This window comes from Rothia sp. P13129 (assembly GCF_048512865.1).
Taxonomy (GTDB): Bacteria; Actinomycetota; Actinomycetes; order Actinomycetales; family Micrococcaceae; genus Rothia.
The window spans coordinates 54451-80198 of record NZ_JBLXYA010000004.1; the positions used below are offsets into that span (position 1 = coordinate 54451).

General features: G+C 47.5%; 21 protein-coding genes. 4 read left to right on the forward strand and 17 right to left on the reverse strand.

Annotated elements, in window-relative coordinates:
• Positions 1-10: 10 nt before the first annotated feature.
• The 3 genes from ACN081_RS04050 to ACN081_RS04060 form a co-directional block, all read right to left on the reverse strand.
• Positions 11-466 (reverse strand): hypothetical protein, encoded by a 456-nt coding sequence (locus ACN081_RS04050; RefSeq protein WP_419107040.1) that lies wholly within the window; start codon positions 464-466, stop codon positions 11-13.
• The gene (locus ACN081_RS04055) at positions 466-1230 is read right to left on the reverse strand and encodes a MurR/RpiR family transcriptional regulator (protein WP_419102885.1); all 765 of its coding nucleotides are present in this window, start codon (positions 1228-1230) and stop codon (positions 466-468) included. The genes ACN081_RS04050 and ACN081_RS04055 overlap by 1 nt, the downstream gene beginning before the upstream one ends.
• 106 nt (positions 1231-1336) lie before the next feature.
• On the reverse strand, positions 1337-2959 hold the full coding sequence (locus tag ACN081_RS04060) for an alpha-glucoside-specific PTS transporter subunit IIBC (protein ID WP_419100810.1): 1623 nt from the start codon (positions 2957-2959) through the stop codon (positions 1337-1339).
• Positions 2960-3220: 261 nt separating this feature from the next.
• Between ACN081_RS04060 and ACN081_RS04065 the strand changes: the two genes are divergently transcribed.
• Together ACN081_RS04065 and ACN081_RS04070 are read left to right on the forward strand one after the other, a co-directional pair.
• Positions 3221-4057 (forward strand): endonuclease/exonuclease/phosphatase family protein, encoded by an 837-nt coding sequence (locus ACN081_RS04065; protein WP_419107041.1) that lies wholly within the window; start codon positions 3221-3223, stop codon positions 4055-4057.
• A gap of 58 nt (positions 4058-4115) precedes the next feature.
• The gene (locus ACN081_RS04070) at positions 4116-5834 is read left to right on the forward strand and encodes an alpha-glucosidase (RefSeq protein ID WP_419107042.1); all 1719 of its coding nucleotides are present in this window, start codon (positions 4116-4118) and stop codon (positions 5832-5834) included.
• 231 nt (positions 5835-6065) lie between these two features.
• Here the strand turns inward: ACN081_RS04070 and guaA are convergent, their stop codons facing one another.
• The 9 genes from guaA to groES all read right to left on the reverse strand — a co-directional run bounded on the left by guaA (position 6066) and on the right by groES (position 18742).
• Complete coding sequence (gene guaA, locus ACN081_RS04075) at positions 6066-7655, reverse strand: glutamine-hydrolyzing GMP synthase (RefSeq protein WP_419107043.1); 1590 nt, start codon at positions 7653-7655, stop codon at positions 6066-6068.
• 155 nt (positions 7656-7810) lie between these two features.
• Positions 7811-8365 (reverse strand): DUF3817 domain-containing protein, encoded by a 555-nt coding sequence (locus ACN081_RS04080; RefSeq protein WP_419102890.1) that lies wholly within the window; start codon positions 8363-8365, stop codon positions 7811-7813.
• A complete protein-coding gene (locus tag ACN081_RS04085) occupies positions 8352-9368 on the reverse strand; it encodes an SURF1 family protein (protein ID WP_419102891.1) in 1017 nt (338 codons plus the stop codon). Before ACN081_RS04085 ends, ACN081_RS04080 begins: the two co-directional genes overlap by 14 nt.
• Before the next feature lie 82 nt (positions 9369-9450).
• Positions 9451-10569, reverse strand: coding sequence for a GuaB3 family IMP dehydrogenase-related protein (locus ACN081_RS04090; RefSeq protein ID WP_419100817.1), 1119 nt, complete (start codon positions 10567-10569; stop codon positions 9451-9453).
• A 73-nt stretch (positions 10570-10642) separates the two neighbouring features.
• Positions 10643-12160 carry an IMP dehydrogenase gene (guaB, locus tag ACN081_RS04095; protein ID WP_419107044.1) on the reverse strand — a complete coding sequence of 506 codons (1518 nt, stop codon included), beginning with the start codon at positions 12158-12160 and terminating at the stop codon, positions 10643-10645.
• Positions 12161-12330: 170 nt separating this feature from the next.
• Positions 12331-14394, reverse strand: a complete 2064-nt coding sequence (locus ACN081_RS04100) for an acyltransferase family protein (RefSeq protein WP_419107045.1) — start codon at positions 14392-14394, stop codon at positions 12331-12333.
• 92 nt (positions 14395-14486) lie between these two features.
• Positions 14487-16598 carry an acyltransferase family protein gene (locus ACN081_RS04105; RefSeq protein WP_419107046.1) on the reverse strand — a complete coding sequence of 704 codons (2112 nt, stop codon included), beginning with the start codon at positions 16596-16598 and terminating at the stop codon, positions 14487-14489.
• A 221-nt stretch (positions 16599-16819) separates the two neighbouring features.
• Entirely contained in the window at positions 16820-18412 is a 1593-nt protein-coding gene (gene groL, locus ACN081_RS04110) for a chaperonin GroEL (RefSeq protein WP_419102895.1), read from the reverse strand.
• A 36-nt stretch (positions 18413-18448) separates the two neighbouring features.
• Positions 18449-18742 carry a co-chaperone GroES gene (groES, locus tag ACN081_RS04115; protein WP_419100822.1) on the reverse strand — a complete coding sequence of 98 codons (294 nt, stop codon included), beginning with the start codon at positions 18740-18742 and terminating at the stop codon, positions 18449-18451.
• Positions 18743-18974: 232 nt separating this feature from the next.
• Here groES and ACN081_RS04120 point away from each other — a divergent pair, with 232 nt between their 5' ends.
• Both ACN081_RS04120 and ACN081_RS04125 read left to right on the forward strand, forming a co-directional pair.
• Positions 18975-20267: a THUMP-like domain-containing protein gene (locus tag ACN081_RS04120; protein WP_419107047.1), complete on the forward strand. Its 1293-nt coding sequence runs from the start codon at positions 18975-18977 to the stop codon at positions 20265-20267.
• Between the two features lie 67 nt (positions 20268-20334).
• Entirely contained in the window at positions 20335-21468 is a 1134-nt protein-coding gene (locus ACN081_RS04125; protein ID WP_419107048.1) for a glutamate--cysteine ligase, read from the forward strand.
• A 34-nt stretch (positions 21469-21502) separates the two neighbouring features.
• Here ACN081_RS04125 and tsaD read toward each other — a convergent pair whose 3' ends face one another.
• Genes tsaD through alr form a run of 5 tightly spaced genes read right to left on the reverse strand, consistent with a single transcriptional unit; the run spans position 21503 to position 25613 of the window.
• Positions 21503-22594, reverse strand: a complete 1092-nt coding sequence (gene tsaD, locus ACN081_RS04130) for a tRNA (adenosine(37)-N6)-threonylcarbamoyltransferase complex transferase subunit TsaD (protein WP_419107049.1) — start codon at positions 22592-22594, stop codon at positions 21503-21505.
• Positions 22584-23096 (reverse strand): ribosomal protein S18-alanine N-acetyltransferase, encoded by a 513-nt coding sequence (rimI, locus tag ACN081_RS04135; protein ID WP_419107050.1) that lies wholly within the window; start codon positions 23094-23096, stop codon positions 22584-22586. Before rimI ends, tsaD begins: the two co-directional genes overlap by 11 nt.
• A complete protein-coding gene (tsaB, locus tag ACN081_RS04140; protein WP_419107051.1) occupies positions 23096-23776 on the reverse strand; it encodes a tRNA (adenosine(37)-N6)-threonylcarbamoyltransferase complex dimerization subunit type 1 TsaB in 681 nt (226 codons plus the stop codon). Before tsaB ends, rimI begins: the two co-directional genes overlap by 1 nt.
• A 33-nt stretch (positions 23777-23809) precedes the next feature.
• Entirely contained in the window at positions 23810-24391 is a 582-nt protein-coding gene (tsaE, locus tag ACN081_RS04145; RefSeq protein WP_419102901.1) for a tRNA (adenosine(37)-N6)-threonylcarbamoyltransferase complex ATPase subunit type 1 TsaE, read from the reverse strand.
• A gap of 25 nt (positions 24392-24416) precedes the next feature.
• Positions 24417-25613, reverse strand: coding sequence for an alanine racemase (alr, locus tag ACN081_RS04150; protein ID WP_419102902.1), 1197 nt, complete (start codon positions 25611-25613; stop codon positions 24417-24419).
• Between the last annotated feature and the right edge of the window lie 135 nt (positions 25614-25748).

Consider the following 25748-nt stretch of genomic DNA (forward strand, 5'->3'; position numbering starts at 1 on the left):
CCCTCAGGAGTTAAGCCATCGACAAGTTCCAATAAGAAATCATCACCAAAACTGTCAAAACAGAAATCAATGCCATGCCTGCCCAAAGAATCCATCGTTGAGGTGTAGAACATGCTGCAGGAAGAGCACCCCAATGAGAACGAGTGAAGAAAAATGCTAAGAAAACACCCAAGAGGTTTCCTACGAGAAGTTGCTGAACCATTGCAAAAATACCAAAGTTACGTTCAACATAGTCCCCCTCATCTTTGATGAGGTTAAGGAGGCCTGCTAAGAGGATAGTCATACAGGCGATAAGAAAAGTTACCGCAATCAACGGCGCGTTAAGAACTTCTTCTAACGGTAATTGAGTTTGGGAGCTGAGTAAAAAAGTGTATAGAAAATAGCACAGTGGAGAAATAATCCAATACCAAAATAAGTATTTTTTTGTGGAGTCTGGGTCGTTAAGCCGGTACAGAATACTATTCACTATTGGTCCTCTGTGTCTAAGAAATTCATGTATTGCCGAACGATATAGTCTAGTAGAACGCTCAACGCAACAAAAGAATGATAGGGGTGTTTGCTATGGTCACCAATATGAGTGGGAGTTGCCTCATAGCGCAAAGAATAGGTTGCATGAGATGAAATGTAGTTCAGACTTTGAGCTGTAATTGCAAGCATCGGAATCTTGCGTGAGGAAAGAGCATTGATTGTTTCTTGTACAGATTCCGTATTACCAGAGAGCGATACCACAATGACGAGGTCGTCGGTGGTCATACTCGAAATACTTCCAGCAAATTCATTTTTAGCAGGAATAACATGCGCAAATTTTCCGCATACTAATAAAGATTTAGAAAACTCTTGAATAGCGTTTCGTTGAGCGTATCCGGTACCAAAACAATACACAGTACGGGCACGATGAATATGGCTCAAAATATCTTCTAAATCGGTGTTTTGAAGTGTTTCAAGAGTCTTCATAATGTCTTCAACGCCGGAGCTCACAAAGTCTACAGGACGTTCAGAGGCCGTATTCAACGAGTTTTTGATGAAATACTTTAGCTCTGTAAAACCTGAGAAGTTCAGTTTTTTGGTCAGCCGAATAATACTCGAAGTAGACGTATACGTACGATGCGCTAAAGAGTTAATAGTCGACTCTGCAACAAATTCTTCATGCGTTAACATGAAGGCAAGAATTTCACGTTCAGTATTGCTGAGGTGATGCTGATGCGCGTTAACTATTGTCTGAAGATCCACGAAGGCTCCTGAGCCGAAAGATGATGTACCTATCTCTAGATAATACATGTGTATTCGGTTCAGGAGCCTTCCTCATCTCAAGAGAATGTCATATGACGTGTTCTCTTTATGATGGTTCGTTCACCATGGTTTCGAAACGGTCTCGAACCTGTGGGACATCCATCCCAACAATAACCTGTAAGGCTTTACCCTTATTGACAAGGCCAAGGGCACCAGCAGATTTGAAATCTGCTTCAGAACCTACAAGTTCTGGGTTCTCTACCGAAACGCGCAGACGCGTAGCACAGTTGTTGACGGAAGTGATGTTTGAAGCCCCGCCTAAGAGTGCTAAGAAGTCTGTTGCACGCTGAGTATAAGAATCAGTAGTAACAGCTACCGTTGATTCTTCAGCAGAAGCTTTAAGAGTTCCTTCTTTCTTCGCTTGGCGGTACTCAGCTTTAGAATACAACTTAGCTTCTTTTCCGTCTTCTTCACGGCCAGGAGTCTTGAAATTGAACTTGATAATCAAGAAACGGAAGATGAAGAAGTACAACGCGGTGAAGCACAGACCAATCACGATTTGAGCAACATAGGTTGGCCAGTGATTTGCCCACAAGGGAACCCAGTTCTGGAAGACAAAGTCGATTAAGCCGCCGCCCATGTTGCCGGATAGTCCGAAGAAGTACATGGTTGCAGACATGGTCGCCGCAAGAATTGCGTGTACCAAGAACAGAGGAGGAGCAAGGAACAAGAAGGTAAATTCTAGAGGCTCTGTAATGCCGATAAGCATCGCGGTGAGGCAGACAGGAACCAATAGCGTCATGAGTTCTTTTCTCTTCTCTTTACGTGCTGTGACGTAGAATGCGGCAGCAATACCGATAGGAGCAAAGACTTTCGAGTTACCGTGAAGTGCAAATCCGCCACCGGGGAAAAGTTCATTCAACGGTGCAGAAGACTGGGAGTACTCGTTAAGGTGGGCTACCCAGTGCTTGATAATTCCGTCAGGAACCACTGCTGGTCCAAAAATAAAGGGGGTATAAATGAAGTGGTGCAAGCCCGTAGGAATCAAGATACGCTCAAGGAAGGTGTATAGCCAAACACCAAAGACGCCGGTGCTCAGGAAGAACCCTTGCATAGAACCAATTGCATGCTGAACGGAAGGCCAGACAAGGCAGAACACTAAGGCTACCGGCATCATCAAGAAGAAGCCAAGAGCATATACCCATTGTGTTCCTTGGAAAATACCGAGGAAGTCGGGGAGCTTAGTGTCGAAATAACGGTTGTGAAGCCACACGACAATAGCAGAAATGATAATAGCGCCGAAGATACCAGTATCGAGAGTCTTAATACCGGCAATCATCTTCAATCCAGTGCCAGCTGCACCTTGGGAAAGATCAACATCATAATCAACGTTGAACGCAGGGCCCCAAATAGAAAGAATTGTTGCGATGAAGTAATTGAAGGTCAGGTATACCATCGCAGCTTCAAGTACTGCACGAGCATTAGCGGTCTTTGCTAATGCGATGGGCAGACCCAAGACGAAGAGTAGTTCCATCTGGTTGAAGACGGTCCATGCGCCAGACTCCCATACAGACCAGAAGTTATACCAGCCAGTGCCTTCAGCAGCGATTGAGCCAAGAAGTTGCTCATTCTTGCAGATAATTGCGATGCCAACGACAAGACCAGCAAAAGCAAAGAGGAGGACGGGGGCAAGCATTGCCGAGCCGAACCTCTGGATTTTCTCCATCATTAGAGAATCCCTTTCACCGTAATTGAATGTATATGTAATGGATGTGTTTGTTTTACACCACACTATATGTGTATTAGTACGCTAAAAACATACTTCTTTGAGAGAAGAAGCACTTCTGGTACGTTTTTCAGAAACTGGAAAGAAATTCCATGAGACGGAAAAAGTTCCTCTCGCTGAGTTATAAAAACTATCGCTTTTCGTCAAAAGTACTTTTAGGATTTTTCATAAGACCGTACCCAAACACACCAAAGGTTTTAGCTCTTGAAGATTTTGACGCTTAATACACATAGCTGGCTAGAACTTCATCAACTCCACAAGATACGAGTCCTCGCAGACTTCATCTTGTCAGAAGATATCGACATTATCGCGTTACAAGAGGTCAACCAGCTCATCAAAGCACCTTTTGTTGAGACAGACCATTTATATCGCCCACTCACAGAACGCCCTATCACCTTTGATAATTTTGCACTCTTGCTGGCACAATTCCTCCAAGAAGACGGAAGAACCTATTACTGGAGCTGGGCAGAGTCCCACGAAGGATGGGGAATCTACGACGAAGGTGTAGCGCTCCTGAGCAAACACCCCTTCAATACACTGCACACCGTGCACATGAGTGACCCGCAATACGACTATAAAAATGTGTACCGTCGTTGCGCTCTAGCAGCATGTATCAATATCAATCAACAAGACTTCTGGTTCGCTAGTACACACATGAATTGGTGGGAAAGAGAAGGAAAACAGCTCTTCCGCCACGATTTTGATGCACTTAACCAACAACTTCAAGCCTTAGCCCATCATAGCCCCATCATCCTCGCCGGAGATTTTAATAATGATGCAGGTATCCCCTCAGAAGGATACGCACAAATGCTCGAGGCAGGGTGGGCCGATACTTACACTCAGGCAAAACACGTTGACGGAGAATACACCGTTCATAAAAATATTGCAGGATGGGAAAATTCGACGGAGGCTAAACGTATTGATTTCATCCTGACCAAGGGATTGAACGCTCCAGTATTACGCCACCGAATAGTCTTTGCCGATAACACTCCAGAAGCTATCTCTGATCATTCTGGAGTTCTCGTAGAGATAGCTCTCTAACATTCAACATGTTCCACAGTCCCCCAACCATCACCCACTTATTCTTAAGGAGTTCTCCATGAGTTCAGCAGCACGTACTTGGTGGAAAGAAGCTGTCGTATACCAGATTTGGCCACGTTCTTTCCAAGACTCTAATCATGACGGTATCGGCGATCTTCCCGGTATCACACAACGCCTTCCATACCTTGCACAACTAGGAATTAACGTCATCTGGCTTTGCCCGATGTTTTCTTCCCCCAACGATGACATGGGGTATGACATCTCCAATTATCAGGGCATTATGGATGAGTTTGGCACGATGGAAGATTTTGATACTCTCGTTGAGACCGCCCATAGCCTCGGTATTAAGATTCTCTTAGATATTGTCGTCAACCACACCTCCGATGAACACGAGTGGTTTAAGCAATCTCGCTCTAGCCGAGAGAACCCCTACCGTGATTACTACTATTGGCGTGACTCTTCAGGTGTTGACGAAGACGGCAACCCACTACCTCCAAACAACTGGGGCTCAGAATTTGGGGGGCGCGCTTGGGAATACGATGAACACACCGATCAATGGTATCTACACATTTTCTCCAAGAAACAGCCCGACTTGAACTGGGAGAATGAAAAGGTTCGTGAAGAAATCTACACCATGATTAACTGGTGGCTCGATAAAGGACTCGACGGTTTCCGCCTCGACGCTATCAACATCATCTCTAAACCAGAGGGGCTACCAGATGACCCCAATATTGACTTCGATAAGCATGGTTCATCTATCCCGTTCGTGGTCAAAAACGGTACCAAAGTGCACCAGTGGATGCACGAACTTAATCTCAAAACCGCAGCGAATTATGATGTAATGACCGTCGGAGAGATGTCTCAAACCTCAGCAGAAGACGCCGTACAATTTGCGGGATTTGATACTGAAGAGCTCAACATGATTTTCCATTTTGAGCATATGGGTGTAGATACAGACCCCGCCACCGGTATGGGCAAGTGGTCTATCAAACCCTACGATCTCGTTGACCTTAAAGAAGTTCTTAATGCGTGGCAGACCACATTACAAGGACGAGCTTGGGGATCATTGTACTGGAATAACCATGACCAGCCTCGACTGATTTCTCGCTTCGGTGATGATTCACCACAGTGGCGTGTGCTCTCAGGCAAAATGTTAGCGACAACTCTTCACGGTATGCAGGGCACCCCCTATATCTATCAGGGGGAAGAGTTCGGTATGACAAACGTCCAATTTGAAGAGATTAACGACTATCGAGATCTCGATTCGTTGAATCTCTACAAAGATATGGTCGTAGAGCGTGGCAACCTTAGTCACGACGCGTGTATGGAACTCATCTACGCTAAAGGACGAGATAACGCGAGAACCCCCGTGCAATGGGATGCAAGCGATAACGCAGGCTTTAGCGCCGTAGAACCGTGGATTAAACTTAACCCTAATTACCAGAACATTAACGCAGCAGAAGCTCTTGCTGATAGTGATTCTCTGTTCTATCACTATCAAAAGCTCATTCAGCTACGTCGTGGTGAGCTCAAAGACCTTCTTGTGTATGCAGATTTTATTCCTCTTGATGTTGAGGATGCTCAGGTTTATGCCTATGAGCGTCATGCACAAGATGGTTCTAAGCTACTTGTTATCTCGAATTTTACCGATCAACAGCTCACTCGTGAGTATGATCTACTGGATCAAGGCGAATTAGTACTTTCAAACTATGAGGACGATATGCGTCAAACATTACGTCCTTATGAATCGAAGATGTACCGCATAAACGCATCCTAAGAAAAGAACATACATGGATATCTGGGGTTTGCCCGATATCCTCACAATGAGGCGAACTCTTATATACGTTTGGCTCATCGGCTTACAAAAATATCGTGGTATGCGTAGCTTCTGCGCATACCACGATATTTTTCTATTCACTCAGACATTTCGGTTTAAAGAATACTTTGCTTAAAGAAGAAACGTCTTCTTGAACCATGCGTTAACAAGTTCAAGAAGACGTTGAGGGGTTTATTCCCACTCAATAGTTCCTGGAGGCTTTGAAGTAACGTCCAGAACGACACGGTTCACTTCAGAGACTTCATTAGTGATACGGTTCGAGATTTTCGCTAATACGTCATACGGTAGACGAGACCAGTCGGCGGTCATAGCATCTTCGGAGGATACGGGGCGTAGCACGATGGGGTGACCATAGGTACGGCCGTCACCTTGCACACCGACAGAACGAACATCAGCAAGAAGCACAACGGGGCACTGCCAGATTTCGTCGTCAAGACCAGCATTTGTGAGCTCTTCACGAGCAATAGCGTCTGCAGCTCGTAGAATCTCTAAATTCTCGTATGTTATTTCACCAACAACGCGGATACCCAGGCCGGGGCCGGGGAAGGGTTGACGAGCCACAATCTTTTCGGGAACACCCAGCTCACGGCCGATAGCACGAACCTCATCTTTGAAGAGGGTACGTAAAGGTTCGACCAGTTCAAAGGTCATGTCTTCAGGTAAGCCGCCTACGTTATGGTGAGACTTAATATTTGCGGTGCCTTCTCCCCCACCTGATTCAACAACGTCAGGGTAGAGAGTTCCTTGTACTAAGAATTTAATATCGCTGCCATCATCGTGTGCCTGTTCAATCAGTTGACGCTGTGCAGCTTCAAAAGAACGAATAAACTCACGACCGATAGCTTTACGCTTCGTTTCAGGGTCGCTGACACCAGCAAGAGCGTTGAGGAAGCGTTCGGACTCATCAATGGTAATGACCTTGATACCCATAGTGCTAGCGTAGTCATTTTCGACTTGTTCGCGTTCGCCCTGTCGTAAGAGTCCATGATCAATAAAGAAACAAGTCAGTTGGTCGCCTACTGCTTTATGTACTAGTGCCGCTGCTACAGAAGAATCAACACCACCGGATAGGGCGCAGATAACGCGGTCTTTACCGACCTGCTCACGAATCTTCGCTACTTGTTCTTCAATGATGTTACCGGTAGACCAAGTCTTCTTTAGTCCTGCAATGTTGAAGAGGAAGTTCTCAAGCGCAACCTGACCATAATCAGAATGTTTGACTTCGGGGTGCCACTGGACGCCACCAAGTTTACGGTCTTCATCCACCATTGCGGCAACAGAAGCGCCAGGTGTCTGCGCAAGTACAGTGAAGCCTTCAGGTGCTTGTGATACAGAGTCGCCGTGGGACATCCAGACGTTCTGAGTTGTTGGGGTTCCGGTAAGGAAGGAAGAGTTTTCAGCGCACACTGACGCATCAGTTGCGCCATATTCGCGAAGCCCTGTTTGGGCGACAGTTCCGCCAAGGGTCTGTGCCATCACCTGGAAGCCATAGCAAATACCAAAGATGGGAATACCCGACTCGAAGAGTGCGATATCGCCCTTAGGAGCGCCTTCTGCATATACCGAAGAAGGACCACCAGAGAGAACAAGAGCAGCTGGGTTCTTAGCTAGAATCTGCTCGGTTGGCATAGTATGCGGAACAATTTCGGAATAAACACCGGCTTCACGAACGCGACGAGCAATAAGCTGCGCGTACTGAGCACCGTAGTCAACCACCAAAACTGGACGCTGTTCTAGCTCCGTATGAGATGTGTTGGTCACGAGTCACCTTAACAGTTGATATGAGGAACTTTTTCACCGAGAAGGCAGAAAAAGCGAAGAATATATCTTCATTCTAAAACACAATGCTCAGATACCGGCAATAATCTATCCGGACAAGAGCAAAGGGAATATTTATCACTACCGGTATTGAAATGTTAGTAACGTTTTGTGGCTTGCGGATTTGCCCGCAGTAACGCTAAAGTCTCACGGTGAATACGGCTCTCAACAATAAATGAGAGGAAAGGAACGACACCGCCTAATGCCATCACAATAAGTTGTGGTAGTGCCCAACGCATCAAAAGCCATAGACGGAAACAGGAGAAAAGATACACAACATAGAACCATCCGTGGATAATCAGAATCCATGTTGAGATGTTAATTCCTCCCACCAAGTTATCTGTTTCAAGGTTCAATAAGCCCAGAGGGACACTCTGACCAGTGTGTGCGTCTTGAGCGCCCATCACAAGGTCAAAACGGAAAACATAACGAGTAATCATCTCGAGAACGAGCAGGAGAAGGAACGTACCAGAAATCCACGCACACCATTTATAAAAGGTCAGGGAAGATCGAATCTGAGATTCTGTTCCACCGAATTTTTTGCGGATAGTAAATCCACCTTTACCGTCAGCTGTGCCTTGTCCGGTAAGCACCACTTTTTTGCCGTCTTGACGTTCTTGAGGTTTCTGAGGTGACGAGTCATGATGATGCATGTTTATTCGTTCTTTCTTCTAGTATCTGTTGCTGTGAAATATCGTCAAAAAAGTAGTATTGTTCTTCGGCTGGATCCCAGTAATAGTATCTTCCGGAGTCTTCATCTAACCAATACTGTCCCTCATATTCAAAATATTCAGCAGGGTCTTGAGCTTTTTCATAAGAGTCTTTAAGCATCCGCCACCAGAGGAAGAACGCAAAACCAGCAAAAACAAGCCACTCCAGCGCATAAAAAATATTTAACCAGTTCACATCTTCATGGGTCACTTGAGAAGCTCTCACCCCGTGTAAATCTCCAGTCTGCCCCACAATAGTAGCTGAGGATAGTAGCTTTCCTTCAGCGTCCAAAGGAAGCGGAGTGCCTTGAGGTGTTTCAGCATCGGCAGTAATAATCGCACCGTAGAGGGGTATATCCCACAGGTTTGTCAGTTGAGCGCTAGCTGCAGTTCCAATCATACGCTGTGAAGTGATCTGTTCAGCAGAGTATTTCTGCTCGATATCTCGAGAATAATAAGGAGCATCATTAGAGACGATACGACCAATCACGGTAAGAGTGCCTTGAGGCTCTGCAGGAAGTGAGTCCTTGGCAGTCCATGCTCGTGCAATAGCAAGAGCTCGAGGTTCAGAATCTGTTGCAGGTGTTGTTTCGGGAAGGAAAGCACTCACTACCCAATATCCTTGGCGTCCCTCATTAAGTTTATCGGTGACCAGATAGGAAGAACCTGCAATATAGTGACCAGTCACCTTAACCATATGGTCAGAGTTCTCAATAGTTAACGGTTCATGTGCTGAAAGAAATTTTTCCCAAGGCTGCACAATTTCTTTGGCGGGATCAGCGGTGCGTTGGCCCCAAGTTGCAGAGGAAAGCTGCCAGTGGCTGAGCAACACAAAACCCGTACTCAAGGCAATCACCAGAAGTAAACTGGCAATCCATCGAGGAGTAAAAGCTAATTTCAACACGATATCTACCCTATAACGTTTGATATCAAAAAGCTCTGACACCACTGCCACTATCGGTGATATCAGAGCTTTCTTTAAGGCTTATTGACGTGAAAACACGTTCCTTTATGTTAGGTGTCTATCCTTAGTCGGCTAGTACTAATTCGCTTCGTTGGAAAGATTTCACATCGGTAAAACCGCATGTTGCCATAGCCCGTCGCAAAGCACCAACAATGTTGGATGTGCCATCAACGTGATGGGAAGGACCATACAAGACTTCTTCGAGAGTACCAACCGTACCGAGGTTTGTGCGAATACCTCGAGGGAAGTTCACTGAATGAGCCTCATTGCCCCAATAGAGTCCGCGGCCAGGTGCTTCACTTGCGCGTGCTAGTGGAGCACCAATCATCGCAGCGTCAGCCCCGAGAGCAAGAGCTTTAACGAGGTCCCCTGAACGTCCAAGTTCTCCATCAGCAATGACATGTACATAGCGTCCGCCAGATTCATCAAGGTAACGAGAACGTGCAGCTGCCACATCAGCAATAGCTGTGGCCATAGATGCCTGAATGCCTAGACCACGTCGAGTGGTCATCGATGAGCCTCCACCAAACCCAACAAGAACACCTGCCGCACCCGTTCTCATCAGGTGCAACGCTGGAGTATACCCAGCTACACCACCAACAATCACCGGAACGTCAAGTTCGTAAATAAACTTTTTAAGGTCGAGCGGTTCACGGTTTTCTGAAACATGCTCAGCAGAAACAGTAGTCCCGCGAATCACAAAAATATCGACACCAGCGTTAACAACAGTTTCGTAGAACTCTTGAGTATGTTGAGGAGTCAAAGAGCCTGCAACAATAACACCAGAATCACGAATTTCTGAAAGGCGTTTAGTAATCAGCTCAGCTTTAATAGGCTCAGCATAGATTTCTTGCATGCGGCGAGTAGCAGCAACAGGATCGTTAAGCTCTAAAGAAGTAATCTCATCCAAATAAGGTTGAGGGTTCTCATAGCGTGTCCACAATCCCTCAAGGTTTAAAACGCCTAATCCACCCAAACGTCCCAACGCGATAGCAGTTTGCGGAGACATCACCGAGTCCATCGGTGCACCGATTAGGGGTGTTTCGAAGGTAAAAGCGTCAATACGCCATGAGGTACTCACGTCTTCAGGGTCGCGAGTACGACGAGAAGGTACTAGAGCAACATCGTCGAGCTTATAGGTGCGACGAGCCCGTTTTGATAAACCAATTTCGATATCGGACATGGTTCGTTCCTTTCGTTAGAGGCAATACCCCAGCAAGCGCATAACGCTTATGGGGTATACCACGCCGAATGATTTAGCGACGGTAGTTTGGTGCTTCAACCGTCATCATAATGTCATGAGGGTGAGACTCTTTGAGTCCTGCGGGGGTGATACGCACAAACTTACCCTCATATTTCAATTCTTCAATGGTGCGAGCACCAACATAGAACATTGTCTGACGTAGACCGCCTTCAAGCTGATGCAACACAGAGCCGACACGACCACGGAAAGGAACACGTCCTTCAATACCTTCAGGAATAAGTTTCTCTTCAGAAGAAACATCCGCTTGGAAATAACGGTCTTTCGAGTAAGACTTGTGGCGTCCACGAGAAACCATTGCGCCTAAGGAACCCATACCTCGATATGCTTTGAACTGTTTGCCATCAACAAAAATTAGGTCGCCAGGAGATTCTGCGGTACCGGCAAGCATGGAGCCCATCATCACAGAGTCAGCACCAGCAACAAGGGCTTTACCGATTTCACCGGAATGTTGCATACCGCCGTCAGCAATCAAAGGAACGCCTGCAGGAATAGCAGCCTTAGCAGCTTCGTTAATGGCTGTTACCTGCGGGACACCTACACCAGCAATAATGCGAGTAGTGCAAATAGAACCAGGGCCAACACCAACTTTAACGCCGTCTGCTCCAGCGTCAATAATGGCTTGTGCACCAGCACGGGTTGCTGCCTGTCCGCCGATGATATCGACGTGATCGACAGCAGAATCTTTTTTAAGACGGGCAATCATATCGAGTACGCCTTGTGAATGTCCGTTAGCGGTATCGATAAAGAGTGCATCAACACCAGCTTCTACTAAGGTCATAGCTCGTTCGTAGCCGTCACCAAAGAATCCAACAGCCGCACCAACGCGAAGACGGCCTTCGTCGTCTTTGGTGGCGCGAGGGTATTGTTCTGTTTTGATAAAGTCTTTGACTGTGATCAAACCGGTCAATTTGCCGTTTTGATCAACAAGAGGCAGCTTTTCAATCTTGTTAGAAGCTAATAGGTTGTAGGCTTCTTCTTTGGACATCCCCTCATAGCCGGTGATTAGTGGCATAGGGGACATAATCTCACGAACGGTACGCTGTGAGTATTCAGATTCGGGTAAATAACGGATGTCACGGTTGGTGATGATACCGACCAAAATACCGTTTTCGTCAACGACGGGAAGTCCCGAAACTCGGAAGTGTCCGCACACGGCATCAAATTCTTCAATTGTTGCGTCTGGACCGATAGTTGCGGGATTAGTAATCATTCCAGATTCGCTACGCTTTACACGGTCTACGTGAGTGGCTTGATCTTCAATGGAAAGGTTGCGGTGTAGTACGCCCAGTCCACCCAGACGAGCCATTGCAATAGCCATGTCAGATTCAGTGACGGTGTCCATCGCAGCAGAAATAATAGGGGTGTTCAGGGTGATACGCTTTGACAATTTTGTGGAGGTATCAGCATCTGCAGGGTTGACGTCGGTATTACCTGGTAGCAGAAGAACGTCGTCGTAGGTGAGGCCGGTGAAGCCAAAAGGATCTTCAGACAATGCGGTGGGCGTAGCCATGAACGAATCGGACCTTTCGGTTGTGAGAGTTATTCTCTGGAGGAAAGAGAAAAAGGTTATCCAATTGTTAATAGTAAACCCCAGAGGGTGTGAACCCTAATAGTTCCACGATAAAAAGGGTATACGTCTCACCGATTCAATATTTTCTGTACCTGATGAGCTTACCGAGTTTATGTATCTGAATATTCCGGTACCGAAGATTCATCAACCGTATCGGCATGTTCAGTACCTTCAAGTGTTTCAAGCATCCGTTGAATGAAGAAATTTTCCGCAGAGACGACGAATGTTTGTGTTAGATGTGAATCATCACGATATACGTACACGTTACCGACAGCAGAAGGGCACTCTGAATTGGGGCAAATCAGGTCTGTCATATCGACAGTGCCGAAGTTAGGGTATTGTGCTGCGTATTCTTCTAAGGGGCTAGGTTGTTGAGCAAGTTCTGAGTCAAAGGTGCAGAGCTGATGGGTTCTTGTCTCACAATCTGCATGAGTTGATTCAAAACGAGGGTTATCCCGAAGAGCAATAATCTCAATACCTTCGTGCTCAAGATGTTCAATAAACTCTTCTAGCCCGTCAGGGACGTACTCCCCCGAGCCTTCGTACACGGAGATTGTTCCAATGGTGATGACGAGGTCAGGTTTTTGCTCATCGATATAGCGTTGTGAGTTCTCAATCCAGCGTTGGCATCCTTGATTTGTGGTATTACGGGCAGGGTCGAGTAGGTAGCAGTCGTTAAATTGTAGGAATTGAAGATCCCAATTTTCTTGTGTTGCTAGTGAGATAAGCGGATCGCCCCACTGATCCATATGAGAGTTTCCAACAGCGATGACTCGGCGTGTAGGCTCTTCAGAAGTTGTCAGTTGATGACAGTTCCATTCTTCAAAATGGTATGTTTCTAGAAGGCTCGGCGCACAAGAGGTGCTATAGAGGGGACGGTCGTCGAAACGGTCAGCAGAGCTAGGGCGAATACCAGCATTTTCTTCACCTTCGTAAATGAAACCTGCTTCAAGGGCAAGGGCACCAGGGTTATCGACGATAGGTTGAGCGTTCAGGCGTTGTTCTGCACGCTCTAAAACGACATTCCATAATGTTGTACTTACGAGGACAGCGGTCATACAGCATCCAACAATCAGGACAGAAAAACGTGCATTGCCGTCAAAATGCTGAGTGCATGTTAAGAGTTTTTTATTCGCCTGAGTAAGAATCCAAGCGCATCCCAACGATACTGCAAAGAGTATGATTCCAGCGCTGGTACTGGCCTTTTCTTGGTCGACGGTGTAGAGGTAAAACACAAGAAGAGGCCAGTGTATAAGATAAAGCCCATAAGAATATGTCGCAAGCCATAATAAAGGTTTGAGGGAGAGTAAACGCTCCACACCCCATCGGCTTGCACTATCTCCGCTAACCAGTACAGCAGCGGCTGCTAAAGTAGGCCACAAGGCATAATACCCAGGGAAATTACCTTCAACATCTAGGATAAGGCCACATAATACTATTGCGATAAGGCCCAGCCAGCCCACCATTATTTTGATGGTTGAAGGGAAGCGAAGATACGGCAGCCCGATAGCAATCAAAGAACCTAAGGCAAATTCCCAAAGGCGAGTGTACGTAGAAAAATATGCAAGCTGTTGGTCAAGATGTGTGTAATAGACCGAGTACGTCAATGAAGCAAGAAAAACAGCACCAAAAAGAGTTGCTAGAATACCGCGAGCGAACCGTCGCCCTATCATACGGTAAATGACCCAGCTCAGAGCAAAGAGTAAGGGCCATAGAAGAAATATTTGCCCTTGAACCGATAGCGACCAGAAGTGGCGTAACGGTGAGGCCTGTGAAGAATCAGCAGCATAATAATCCACCAAGTTGTTGATGGACCACCAGTTTTCATAATAGAAAACGACTGAAACGGCTTCATCCATAATCCCTTGCCACCGTGGCGCAGGCAGAAAAAACCATGTCCCCATCAGCACTAGTAGAACAGTTGCCGTAGCCAAAGGCATAATACGTTTAAAAGTACGTGCCCAGTAGTCTTTCAGGGCTTTAAAACCGATTGGCTGACCTGTTTCTAGTTTCCGAGTGAATGAAAGCGTCATCAAAAAAGCGGAGATGAGGAGGAAAACGTCCACCCCTCCCGAAACTCGCCCGAGCCAAAAATGGTAGGCAACGACCAAGGTCACAGCAAAAGCGCGTAACCCTTGAATCTCTGGTCTAAATCGACGTTCTTTTGATGCCACAGGTAGGTATTTTTCTCTTCGTGATAACAGACAACATGGTAGGGGTATAAGACGCCCCCATTATGAATATTTAATGTGGTAAAAGGAGTAGTTTAGGTACGTCCGAGGCTAAACCCTTGTTCTTGTAGCTGTCGGTTGAGTTCTTGATCCAAAGTAGAACCGTACGCACGAGAGATATGGTTATCGTCCATGTACACATAGACGTTGCCAAAAATAGGAGAACAAAAACCATCGGGACAATATTGTTCCGAAAAATCAAGACCATAAACCAAGGGATTGCGGTCTATCAAATCTTGAGCAGGATTAATATCTGCAAGTTTTTGTTCCCGCTTTTCTCCACAAAACGTAGGATCTTCTGGATGAGTCTGAGCACAGTCATAAATATTATCAGCCCATCGAGGATTATCACGTAACGCAAGAACAGGTATCCCTGCTCGAGTGTACGCTTCAATTTCTTCTTCGATACCGGGCACAAGAATCTCCGAATGATGCGCGTCTGTCTGTGTTACGAGCAAGGCGACTGCCTCAGGGTGAACATCAAGTACGAGCTGACGAATATTAGCGTTGTATTCTTCGCATTCTTCGTTAGGGTTCGGTTCTGCCTCCAACGGGTAACGACACGCGCCAAGATGTAAATCCATAAGGTTTGTTTGGTGCTCTTGAGCCCACGGTCTATAGAAGGCAATAGATTGCCCAGCATGCGAAGAGCCAATAACCATCATTAAAGGACTATCTGCCTTAGATGAGTTCTGTTCAAGTCCGCAGAGTGAATTGATGACTCCCCCGTCTACTCCGATAAGACCGCCACAGCCGTTCGGGTCGATACCATCGTATTGTTTTTCGGGGTCGGTAGTAGGAATAGGCGGATACTTGTAATGAGTAGAAACCTCGTTGTAGGCGTACGCCCCAGGAAAGTCAGGGCTTCCGGCAGCTTCGGCAAGAGCTTCGAGCTGATTGTTACGATGGTGGACCCACGCTTTAGCGCCCACGAGAGGAACACCAACAAGCATCAGGCAGCTCAGAATAATAGCTATTGGGCGAGCAGTAGCACCGGAGAGAAGTTTTTTCATTCCACGATGAGGTTTCGGTACCGCATGTTTTTTAACGGTGGGAGTACGTCGTAGAGGTTCTTCAATTCCATAGTGAATGATGGTGGCAATGACTATCGAGCTAATGATGAGCAACGAACCGACCAAAAAATCAGGGTGGTCCACGCGAGCGCGCGTTGAGTAGATGATGTAAACCGGCCAGTGTACGAGGTAGAGGGCGTAGGAGATTTCGCCGAGCTTTAGTAGTGGGGTGGAGCTGAGGATTCGGTCAACGCCCCATGGGGAGTTTGTTTGTCCTGCAAGAATAACGAGAGCGCCGCAGGTTACTGGCCACAGTGCAAGGTATCCGGGGAAGGCTTCTTGTACTGGCAGTATGAGCCCGCAGAGGATGAGTCCGGCAACGCCAACCCATCCCATGGGGATGCGAAGCCATCGTGGAGGTTTCCAGTAAAAGGTCACTATGGCAAGGAGTGTTCCGGTAGCGAATTCCCATGCTCTAGTGCGTGTATCAAAATATGCGAAGCCTTGGTTGGTAGCGGTTTCGTAGATGGAAAAGGCGAGTGAGATTCCCCAGACGGTACCGAATACGAGTAAGGCTGTTCCGATGAGGTTAAGGCGGAAGCGGCGGACGAGTAATGCGACGCAGAGGAAGAGGATGGGCCAGAGGATGAAAATCTGTCCTTGCATGGACAGTGACCAGAAGTGTTGTAGGGGTGTTTTTGTGGCTGCGTCTTGGGCGTAATAGTCTACTGAGTTATATGCTAAACGCCAGTTGAGGAAGTATAAGAGTGCTGCTATGCCGTCGTGGATGATTCCCATGATGCGTGATGGGGAGAGAAAATACCATGAGGCGATGACGGTTCCGGCAATGACGGTGGCAGCAGCTGGTAGTAGGCGTTGAAAGACGTGTAGCCAGTATTTGATGAGGGCAAGCGGTTTTCCCTCATTGATTTTACGTAAGGTTGATAGTGAGAGGAGGAAGGCGGAGATGAAGAGGAATACGTCAACGCCTCCAGAGACTTTGCCGAACCAGATGTGGTAGGTGACGACGAGAAAGAGAGCTAATGCGCGTAGGCCTTGAATTTCGGGGCGAAAACCTTGGGTTTTAAGCCACCGCCTATTCAACGGGTATTTGGTGTGTGTTTGCGCAACCATGAAAGAGTTCTCTTTCTGTGTGTATATATCTGATTGACGAGAGTGCTGACCTTTGAACGTTACCGGAACTGGAGTCGATTGTCTGCCTAAATAGTATTTTTTCTGAGTCTACTGTGAGCAAACACAAGTTCTTTTTGAGGTGAGAAAAGCCTGTTTTAGTCGCTGTGGGAGCGGCTAAAACAGGCTTTTCTCTGTTCTAGAGGGTTCTAGAAGAAGATGTTTTATTTATCTTCTTCGTCCTCTGTTTCGGGTTTCTCAACCACGAGGGTTTCGGTTGTCAGTACCAATGCGGCAATGGATGAAGCGTTCTCTAGCGCTGAGCGTGTTACTTTGACGGGGTCAATAACGCCAGCAGCGATGAGGTCTTCGTAGTCGCCGGTACGTGCGTTGAATCCAGAGCCAACGGGTAGTTGAGCTACTTTGCTGGTGACGACGTATCCGTCTTCGCCAGCATTTTGAGCAATCCAGCGCAGAGGTTGGACGAGTGCTTTCTTGACGATTTCAACACCGGTTTGAGCGTCTTTTGACTCAAGTGTCATACCTTCAAGTGCTGCTAACGCATGCACGAGTGCGGTTCCGCCACCTGCAACGATGCCTTCTTCAAGTGCTGCACGGGTAGAGGATACTGCATCTTCAATGCGGTGTTTACGTTCTTTCGCTTCGACCTCGGTTGCTGCACCAACTTTGATAACTCCAACACCACCGGCAAGTTTTGCCAGACGTTCTTTGAGCTTTTCGCGGTCCCATTCGGAGTCGACTCGCTCAATTTCTGCGCGGAGTTGGTTGACTCGTTCAGCGACGTCTGCAGAGCTACCGGCACCTTCAACGATGGTGGTGTTGTTTTTGGTGACGGTAACACGGCGTGCTGAGCCGAGCTGGTCGATAGTGACTGAGTCAAGGGAGATTCCAAGTTCTCCGGTGATAACGGTTCCGCCGGTAAGAATTGCAAGGTCTTGCATAATTGCTTTGCGGCGGTCGCCGAAGCCAGGAGCCTTAACGGCAACGACGTTGAGGTTTCCTCGAAGCTTATTGACGACGAGGGTGCTAAGAGCTTCTCCGTCTACGTCTTCTGCGATGATGGTCAGCGGTTTTTTCGCCTGAACGATTTTTTCTAGCAGTGGCATAATCTCAGCAACAGTTGAGATTTTGCCTTGGTAGAGCAGGATGAGGCTATCTTCGAGGACTGCTTCTGCACGATCAGAGTCGGTAACGAATGATGGTGAGAGGTAGCCTTTGTCGAATTGCATACCTTCGGTAATTTCCAGTTCAATTTCTGTGGTTGAACCGTCTTCGATGGTGATGACGCCGTCTTGTCCGACTTTGTCGAAAGCTTGGGCAAGCAGTTCACCAATTTCTGGGGACTGTGCTGAGATAGCCGCTACGTGTGCAACTTCTTCGCCTTGAACGTCTCTGGCGTTTTCAAGGAGTCGTTGGGAGACAGCGCGAACAGCTGTTTCGATGCCTCGTTTGACTTCTCCTGGTGCGGCACCAGAGGTGACGTTACGCAGACCTTCAGAAACAAGCGCTTGAGCGAGTACGGTTGCAGTAGTTGTACCGTCACCTGCTACATCGTTTGTTTTGGTGGCGACTTCTTTGGCGAGCTGAGCGCCAAGGTTTTCGTATGGGTCTTCTAGTTCAATTTCACGAGCGATAGATACACCGTCATTAGTAATGATAGGTGCGCCCCACTGCTTATCAAGAACTACATTGCGCCCGCGAGGGCCCAACGTCACTTTGACAGCATTTGCGAGTTTATCCACACCAGCTTGCAGGCTCTTGCGAGCTGCGTCATTGAATTCAAGCTGTTTTGCCATGAATTCTTAGCTCCTTTGTATTGTGTGCGGAAAAGATTATTTGTTGACGATAGCCAATACGTCGCGTGCGGAGAGGATGAGGTAGTCTGCTCCGCCGAAGGATACTTCGGTTCCGCCGTATTTGGAGAAGATGACGATGTCGCCTTCTGCTACGTCAACGGGGATGCGGTTGCCTTTTTCGTCGGTGCGTCCGGGGCCAACTGCGATAACTTTTGCTTCCTGTGGCTTCTCTTTAGCGGTATCAGGGATAACAAGTCCGGATGCGGTGGTCTGTTCTGCTTCGAGAATCTGGACAACTACGCGGTCTTCGAGTGGTTTGATGGAGGACATTTTTGCTCCTTGATGTTCTTTAACATTTCTGATGTTTGAGCTAAGTAGTGCTTTGAGGGAGTTTCGTCGTCGCGGTGCCGATACTTCTTCAAGAATTATTAGCACTGTCAGCTCTTAAGTGCTAACACAAACTTTAGAGCCGTACCCTAGAGAAGGTCAAGAAAACCCGCCAGTTTCGCACACAGCGCATCTATAATATGAGCTCTAACCAAACATAAGGACACTGACGACTATGAGCACCTCTGTACATCCGGCACCAGCAGTTGAAGAAACTCAAGAAGAGTTAGACGCAATTGCTTTGTTCGTCCCCTATAACGATAGTCATGCGCTTAATCATGCGACGCAATTACGAGCACAAGGCTTTAGCGCAGATAGTGTCCATAAGATTTTGACTCAAGCAAAGAACAGAACAAAAGCTCTTGAAAAATTTGGGCAACAAGCTCACCAAATGCTTTTAACCGAAGCTGGGTATGAACAGTCCACTCGTCAAGCTGTTGCGATGGTACATGCACAGCGCTTTACACAAGCACAGATTGATTCTGTCGCAGATTTAGGGTGTGGTATTGGTGCTGACGCACTCAGTTTTGCGCAGGCGGGGTTAGCCGTTACTGCTGTAGAGATTGATCAGAGAACAGCTAGCTATGCCCAATATAATCTTATGGATTTTCCGTCGGCACAGGTTTTTTGTGCTGATATAGAACAGCTTGATTTAGCAGCGATTCACCAAACTTTTGGGCGCCAAATTGACGGGTTATGGCTTGATCCTGCACGGCGAACTGTCCAGCATGGTAAAACGCAGTCACGCACTTTCGATGCAGAAGATTTTTCTCCGCCTTTATCGTTCATTCGAAAATTAGCACAAACAGGAATTGCCATGGGCGTCAAAATGGGGCCAGCTATCCCCCACGATCAGATACCTGAAGAATGTGAAGCTCAGTGGATTAGCCATCAGGGATCTGTCGTTGAAGTGGTGTTATGGTTTAACGCGTTAGCACGACCTCACGTTAAAAGAAGCGCGCTCGTTCTTGATAGTGACCCTTTTGAACCATCGGTTATCACTGAGGTTTCTAGCCCTTACCATGAATCTCACAGCCAGCAACAAGCATCTGAACCTCTGTATGAGGTCAAAGAATATATTTATGAGCCAGATGGTGCTTTAATTCGTGCGCATCTTCTCGGCGAAATTATTCGTACCACCGATGCAGAACTTATTGACGAACATATTGCGTATCTCACCAGTTCTTCTCCCCTGCAGGTTCTCGGACTCAAAGGGTATCGTGTAGAGCAAGTGCTTCCTATTAACGATAAACACCTCAAACGGTGGGTACGCGAGAATAACATCACCACTCTCACTATCAAAAAACGAGGGGTAGATATTTCTCCCGAACAACTACGTATCAAGCTCCTAGGACATCACAAAAATACTAAAAAATCAGTGACAGGACGTAGCGGAACACTCATTTTAACGCGGATTGGAGAGGGTAAAACCTCTCGACGGTTAGCGTTGGCTGTCTCACCTTTATGACGTCATAAGTTCGTAATTCTTCTTTTCTGTCCTACCATGGAAAAACACCATCACAGGTAGGAGAACAATGATTCCCTTCGCACCGTCTGCACCATCCACATTGGGTATAGAGTGGGAGCTTGCCCTTGTCGACGCCAAAACACAGGAGCTATGCTCTCGGGCTCAAGAAGTACTAGCACGAGTACAGCAGAAGAACCCCGAATTATCGGATGCTACTGAGGGTGCTCATCTCACCGGAGAGTTTCTCGATAATACCCTAGAACTTGTCACCGGGGTCTGCACAACTGTCGCAGAAGCCATAGAACAGTTACGTCACAGTGCATTAACTCTCAAACAGTCCACCGATGCACTAGGAATAGAGTTCTTCTCCGCCGGAACTCACCCCTTCTCGCGGAGTCTTGACCAGCCGGTAGCTTCTAAAGAACGTTATCTCAAGATGCTTGAGCGTACCCAGTATTGGGGGCGACAGATGGTCATTTACGGTGTTCACGTACATGTCGGTGTCGATTCTCGAGACAAGGCATTACCCATTATCGATGGACTCACCACCTACTACCCCCACCTACTTGCTCTCTCGGCATCCTCCCCTTTTTGGGAAGGTGTAGACACCGGTTACGTTAGCCAAAGAGCGTTAATGTTCCAGCAGCTTCCAACAGCCGGACTTCCCTTTCACTTTGATAGTTGGGAAGAATATGAAGCATATCTACAAGATATGCTTCATACAGGAGTTATCGACGACCCTAGTGAAAACCGTTGGGATATTCGTCCAGTACCCCATTATGGCACCGTAGAAATGCGTATTTGTGATGGGCTGTCATCGCTCAAAGATATTGCAGCTATCGCAGCTTTAACCCAATGTCTGGTCGAATCTTTCTCACGAAAACTCGATAGAGGAGAAAAGCTAGAGGCCCTCAAACCATGGCATGTTCAAGAGAACAAATGGCGGGCAGCACGTTATGGTTTGGACGCCATCATTATTCAAAATAATCGTAACGATGAACGCCCTGTACAAGAAGACTTACAAGAACTCGTCAGCGAGCTTTCCCCCATTGCACAAGATCTAGGGTGCGTTGAAGAACTAAAGCACATTAAGACGATGATGGGCTCTGGAGGAAATAGCACCAGACAACGTCTGGTTGCCCAATCGGCCGGAGGCAATTTACGTGCGGTCGTTAAAGACTTAGTAGCTCAATGCCTCTAAACCCACATCTTTGACAATTGTGGATATCCAGTTCTTATATTGAGATGAGATGCACAGGTAACGATGAGTCCGTCTCGAACTCTAAAGGAGAAGGTTTTGTCCCTTCAGCAACCAGGCGTGCCCCTAATGCTGCAACCATCGCACCGTTATCAGTGCACAAAGACAGCTCAGGAACGATCAGTTCTACCGAATGTTCAGCACAACGTTGAGCAAGCAGCTCTCTGAGCCGTGAGTTTGCAGCGACGCCACCTCCTAAGAGCAATGTTTCTAGCCCTTGTTCAGTACATGCTAATAACGCTTTATGGGTGATGATGTCTACTACCGATTCTTGGAAAGAAGCAGCAATATCTGCAACAGGTACAGTTTCTTCTCGTGCTTGATATCCTTCGATGACTCGGGCGACAGCTGTTTTGAGACCGGAGAAAGAAAAATCATAGCGATGAGGTCCGGGGGCTTCAGCTGTTCCCATAAATTTTCGGGCAGAAAGTCCGCGGGGGAATCGGAAAGCCTGAGAATCTCCAGAACGACTAGCTTGGTCGATGGCAGGTCCCCCAGGGTAGTTGAGCCCGAGAAGTCGAGCTACTTTATCGTAGGCTTCCCCCGCCGCGTCATCGAGGGTAGCGCCAAGAAGACGAACATCTGATGTGATGTTATGAACGGCAAGAATCTCGGTGTGCCCGCCAGAAACTAATAGTGCGCCGAGCCCTCGTTCGCAGAGTTGTTCGAGGTGGAGAGTGCGAGTCGGTTGATCAAGTAGACCGACACCAACATGAGCAACAAGATGGTTAATACCGTAGAGAGGTTTTCCGGTAGCAACGGCTAACGCCTTAGCTGCGGAGACACCCACGATGAGCGCGCCGGCAAGGCCCGGTCCTGCAGTAACAGCAATAGCGTCTATTTCGTCTAAATCCACTTGAGCTTCTTCAAGTGCCTGCTCTATCGCGGGAATCATCGCTTCAAGGTGTGCCCGAGAAGCAATTTCTGGTATGACTCCGCCAAAACGTACGTGTTCTTCCATGGATGAAGAAACCGTATTGCTCAGGAGTGTGGTTCCTCGTACGATGCCGATTCCTGTTTCGTCACAGGATGATTCAATTCCTAGTACAAGGGGTTCTCTATTGGTCATGGTGTTTTTCTTCTTGGAGAGATTCAACGTTTTCGAGGTTTTTCATCATTATCAGAGCGTCTACGCCATCGTTATAGTATCGTTCACGACGGTGCACCGGCGTATAGCCTTGAGCTAAATATAGATTCTGAGCAATAGGATTATCCGCTCTTACTTCTAGCATGATACGTTCCGCGCCACGGGCAAGGGCTTGTTTATGCAAGGTTTCGAGGAGCCATCTTCCGTAGCCTCGCCCCCTCGCAGAGGAGCAGACGGCTAGAGTCTGGACATCTGCGGTGTCTGCGACTGTCATAACACCGGCGTACCCAATAATTTGATGTTCTTGTTCTAGCACAATGTAATGACGAGTTGGGTGCTGTACCTCTGCTAAAAACATCTCTATCGGCCAAGCATCAACCGGAAAGAGTTCGCATTCTAGACGATGAATTTGTTCAAGATCGACCAGTTCTAATGTTCTCAACACTACCGTTGAGCCGTCTGCGGTTGTCCTAGTTTTTTCCATTAGGCAGTTCCTGCTGTCACCATAGACTGAGGAACTTTTGCGTCAGATTCCCGTAAATATAGTGCACTTGTTTCGGTCTTTAGGTTTTTCTGTCCTAACCGCCATGCGGCGTGGAGAAGGCCATAGGCCTCTGGTTGAACGTGAGTAAAATCAGCCACAGCGTTCAGAACGTTAGAGTATAGTCCGGCACCTGCACCGTACACTGGTAAGTCTTTAAGATTGGAGGCAGAGCCTACCGCCGGTTCAGTACAGAGTTGATATCCGTGCTCTGTGAGTTCAAATTCTGCTGAATATACTTCTCTACGGCGGGCGTCAGTAGCCACGAGAAAACGCTGGTTTTGGTGTTCTTGAGCATGTTCATATGCAGATTCTGCGATGGTATATAAGCTCATAAGCCCGTAACACGGAATGTGATGAGCGAAGCTGAGCACTCGTGCCGTCATAATGCCGGCACGTAGCCCTGTGAAAGGTCCAGGTCCTCTACCGACAAGCACAGCATCTAGGTCTTTAGCGGTGAGCTGAGCCTGTTCTAAGGTTTGTTGCACATAAGGAGCCATGACTTCAGCATGTGAACGGGTATCTGAGGTTTTGCATTGGCCTAATAGTCTGACTCCATCGGCAGTCCATTGACCGAGGGCGACAGATGCAGTGGCGGATGAGTCTAAAGCAAGTACAAGCACGCTCTCTAGTCTAGCGGTTTCCTTGTCAAAAGATTATTGTTCAGCGTTCAATACAGCCGAGAGCCTGTCCACTAATTCATTCCATGTTTCAGTATTCCACCGAGGTCCGCATCCGCGAATCATCATCGTGCGTGGTTCTGAGCTGTATTCATCCGTTTCGTCTTCATCGTTTATCCCTTGAAATGGTATGTTTCCGTTTCCTCCGGTTGCTCGAATGATGTCGATTTCTAGGCGTGAATCGCTAAGGTGTTCAACTTTGTTTTCTCCCCATTCAACGATGGTCACAGAGCGTTCTAAAGAATATTCGAGGTCAAGGTCATCAATTTCTTCAGCGCTGCTTAGACGGTAAGCATCTACGTGCACAAGGTCAGGTCCACCAGGGCGGATACCATCTGCAAGGTTAGGGTGCACTCGAGAAAGTACAAAGGTTGGAGAGATAATTCCTTCACGTACCCCTAGCGCATGTCCAAGGCAACGCGTGAAAGTCGTCTTTCCTGCTCCTAATTCGCCGTTGAGCATGATGAGGTCTGCAGGACGTAGCAGTGGCGCTAATGCTTGTGCAAGGTGTTGGGTGTCTTCTTTTGAGGAAAGTTCAAAGGTTACGGTCTTATTCATCACGGGTATTATCGTTCTTCGTCGTTTAGGGGTGGTAGACGCGTGGGACTCGAGCAGAAATGCGGGTGACAATCTCATAGTTGATGGTTTGAGCGGCCTCTGCCCAAGCTTCTACTGGAGGATTCTCCCCTGCCCCAAAGAGTACAACGCGAGCGCCTAAGTATCCGTGTTTGCTCTCTGATAGTCCAGCTTCGCCGAGGTCTATCACCATTTGGTCCATGGCTATTCTGCCGACGACTGTATGGTTTTGTGCGGGGTATCCTTCTCTGTAGATACGTACTGGTGCGTTCTGGGCGATGCGAGGTATCCCGTCCGCGTACCCCATGGGGATGAGCGCTAATGTTGTGGGTTTTGTGGTGCGGTAGTTGAGCCCGTATGAGACTCCTTGTCCAGCGGGTACTTCTTTGACTGCGCTAATGTATGTTTGCACTGTCATAGCTGGTTCTAAACCTAGTTCTTGTGAGGTTTTACCCTCGATGGGGCTTAACCCGTAAAGTCCGATGCCGACGCGTACTGTATTGCAAAGTAACTCTTGTCCGTAAAGCCCTTCTCCCGTTCCTAGGGTGGCGGGAGTATTTGCTAGGTGAATATATTTTGGGTTCAGGCCTATTGTTTGGGCTTGTTGTACGGCCTGAGAAAAATGCGTTAGCTGTTGTTGTGTTTCAAGGCGTTGAGGTTCGTCTGCGACAGCTAGATGAGAGAAAATACCACAAACGTTGATAAGGCCTTGGTCTTGATATTTTTTGGCTTGGGCGAAGAAAGTCTCCCATTGTTCTGGTACACATCCGTTACGCCCTAGACCGGTATCTATTTTGAGGTGGACGTGGGCGGTTTTGTTAAGTTGTTGTGCTGCACGCGCAATATGTTCGAGATCCCAACCGGAGCTGCCTAGCTGGATGTTATGTTCTATGGCTGTAGCGAATGGGGTGCGGGGGGTGTGTAGCCATGCGATGAGTGGAGCTTCGATTCCTGCTTCTCGAAGTGTTATAGCTTCACTCACGTGTACGACGCCAAGGATGTCTGCGCCAGCTTCTAGTACGGTTTTCGCTACGGGTATTGCACCGTGCCCGTAGGCGTCTGCTTTGATAATGGCGATAAGTGTTCGGTTGCCGATATTTTTTCGGATGGTTTGAACGTTGTGGGTGATAGCTTGTGTGTCAATGATAGCTAGACGTTCTAGGCCGTCTTCGTGTAGCTGTTTTTTGCGGGGTGTTTTGTGCATAGCTAGACTCCTACTGTTCGTGGTTTTTAGTATCTCATGTTCTGCTCTTTTCTGTGTAGTGCATCGTGTTCGTGACGTTATCGAGGATAAATAGGTGCGTCCTTGTTCGTTGTGCAATACAGTAAAGAGGTGCAG

Bases quoted from the DNA above. Each gene is read 5' to 3' on its own strand.
- ACN081_RS04105 (WP_419107046.1), bottom strand. From the start codon at position 16,598: ATGGTTGCGCAAACACACACCAAATACCCGTTGAATAGGCGGTGGCTT.
- groL (WP_419102895.1), bottom strand. From the start codon at position 18,412: ATGGCAAAACAGCTTGAATTCAATGACGCAGCTCGCAAGAGCCTGCAA.
- guaB (WP_419107044.1), bottom strand. From the start codon at position 12,160: ATGGCTACGCCCACCGCATTGTCTGAAGATCCTTTTGGCTTCACCGGC.
- ACN081_RS04090 (WP_419100817.1), bottom strand. From the start codon at position 10,569: ATGTCCGATATCGAAATTGGTTTATCAAAACGGGCTCGTCGCACCTAT.
- ACN081_RS04070 (WP_419107042.1), top strand. From the start codon at position 4,116: ATGAGTTCAGCAGCACGTACTTGGTGGAAAGAAGCTGTCGTATACCAG.
- ACN081_RS04125 (WP_419107048.1), top strand. From the start codon at position 20,335: ATGATTCCCTTCGCACCGTCTGCACCATCCACATTGGGTATAGAGTGG.
- ACN081_RS04080 (WP_419102890.1), bottom strand. From the start codon at position 8,365: ATGCATCATCATGACTCGTCACCTCAGAAACCTCAAGAACGTCAAGAC.
- ACN081_RS04060 (WP_419100810.1), bottom strand. From the start codon at position 2,959: ATGATGGAGAAAATCCAGAGGTTCGGCTCGGCAATGCTTGCCCCCGTC.
- tsaE (WP_419102901.1), bottom strand. From the start codon at position 24,391: ATGAATAAGACCGTAACCTTTGAACTTTCCTCAAAAGAAGACACCCAA.
- alr (WP_419102902.1), bottom strand. From the start codon at position 25,613: ATGCACAAAACACCCCGCAAAAAACAGCTACACGAAGACGGCCTAGAA.
- rimI (WP_419107050.1), bottom strand. From the start codon at position 23,096: ATGGAAAAAACTAGGACAACCGCAGACGGCTCAACGGTAGTGTTGAGA.
- groES (WP_419100822.1), bottom strand. From the start codon at position 18,742: ATGTCCTCCATCAAACCACTCGAAGACCGCGTAGTTGTCCAGATTCTC.
- tsaD (WP_419107049.1), bottom strand. From the start codon at position 22,594: ATGACCAATAGAGAACCCCTTGTACTAGGAATTGAATCATCCTGTGAC.
- ACN081_RS04120 (WP_419107047.1), top strand. From the start codon at position 18,975: ATGAGCACCTCTGTACATCCGGCACCAGCAGTTGAAGAAACTCAAGAA.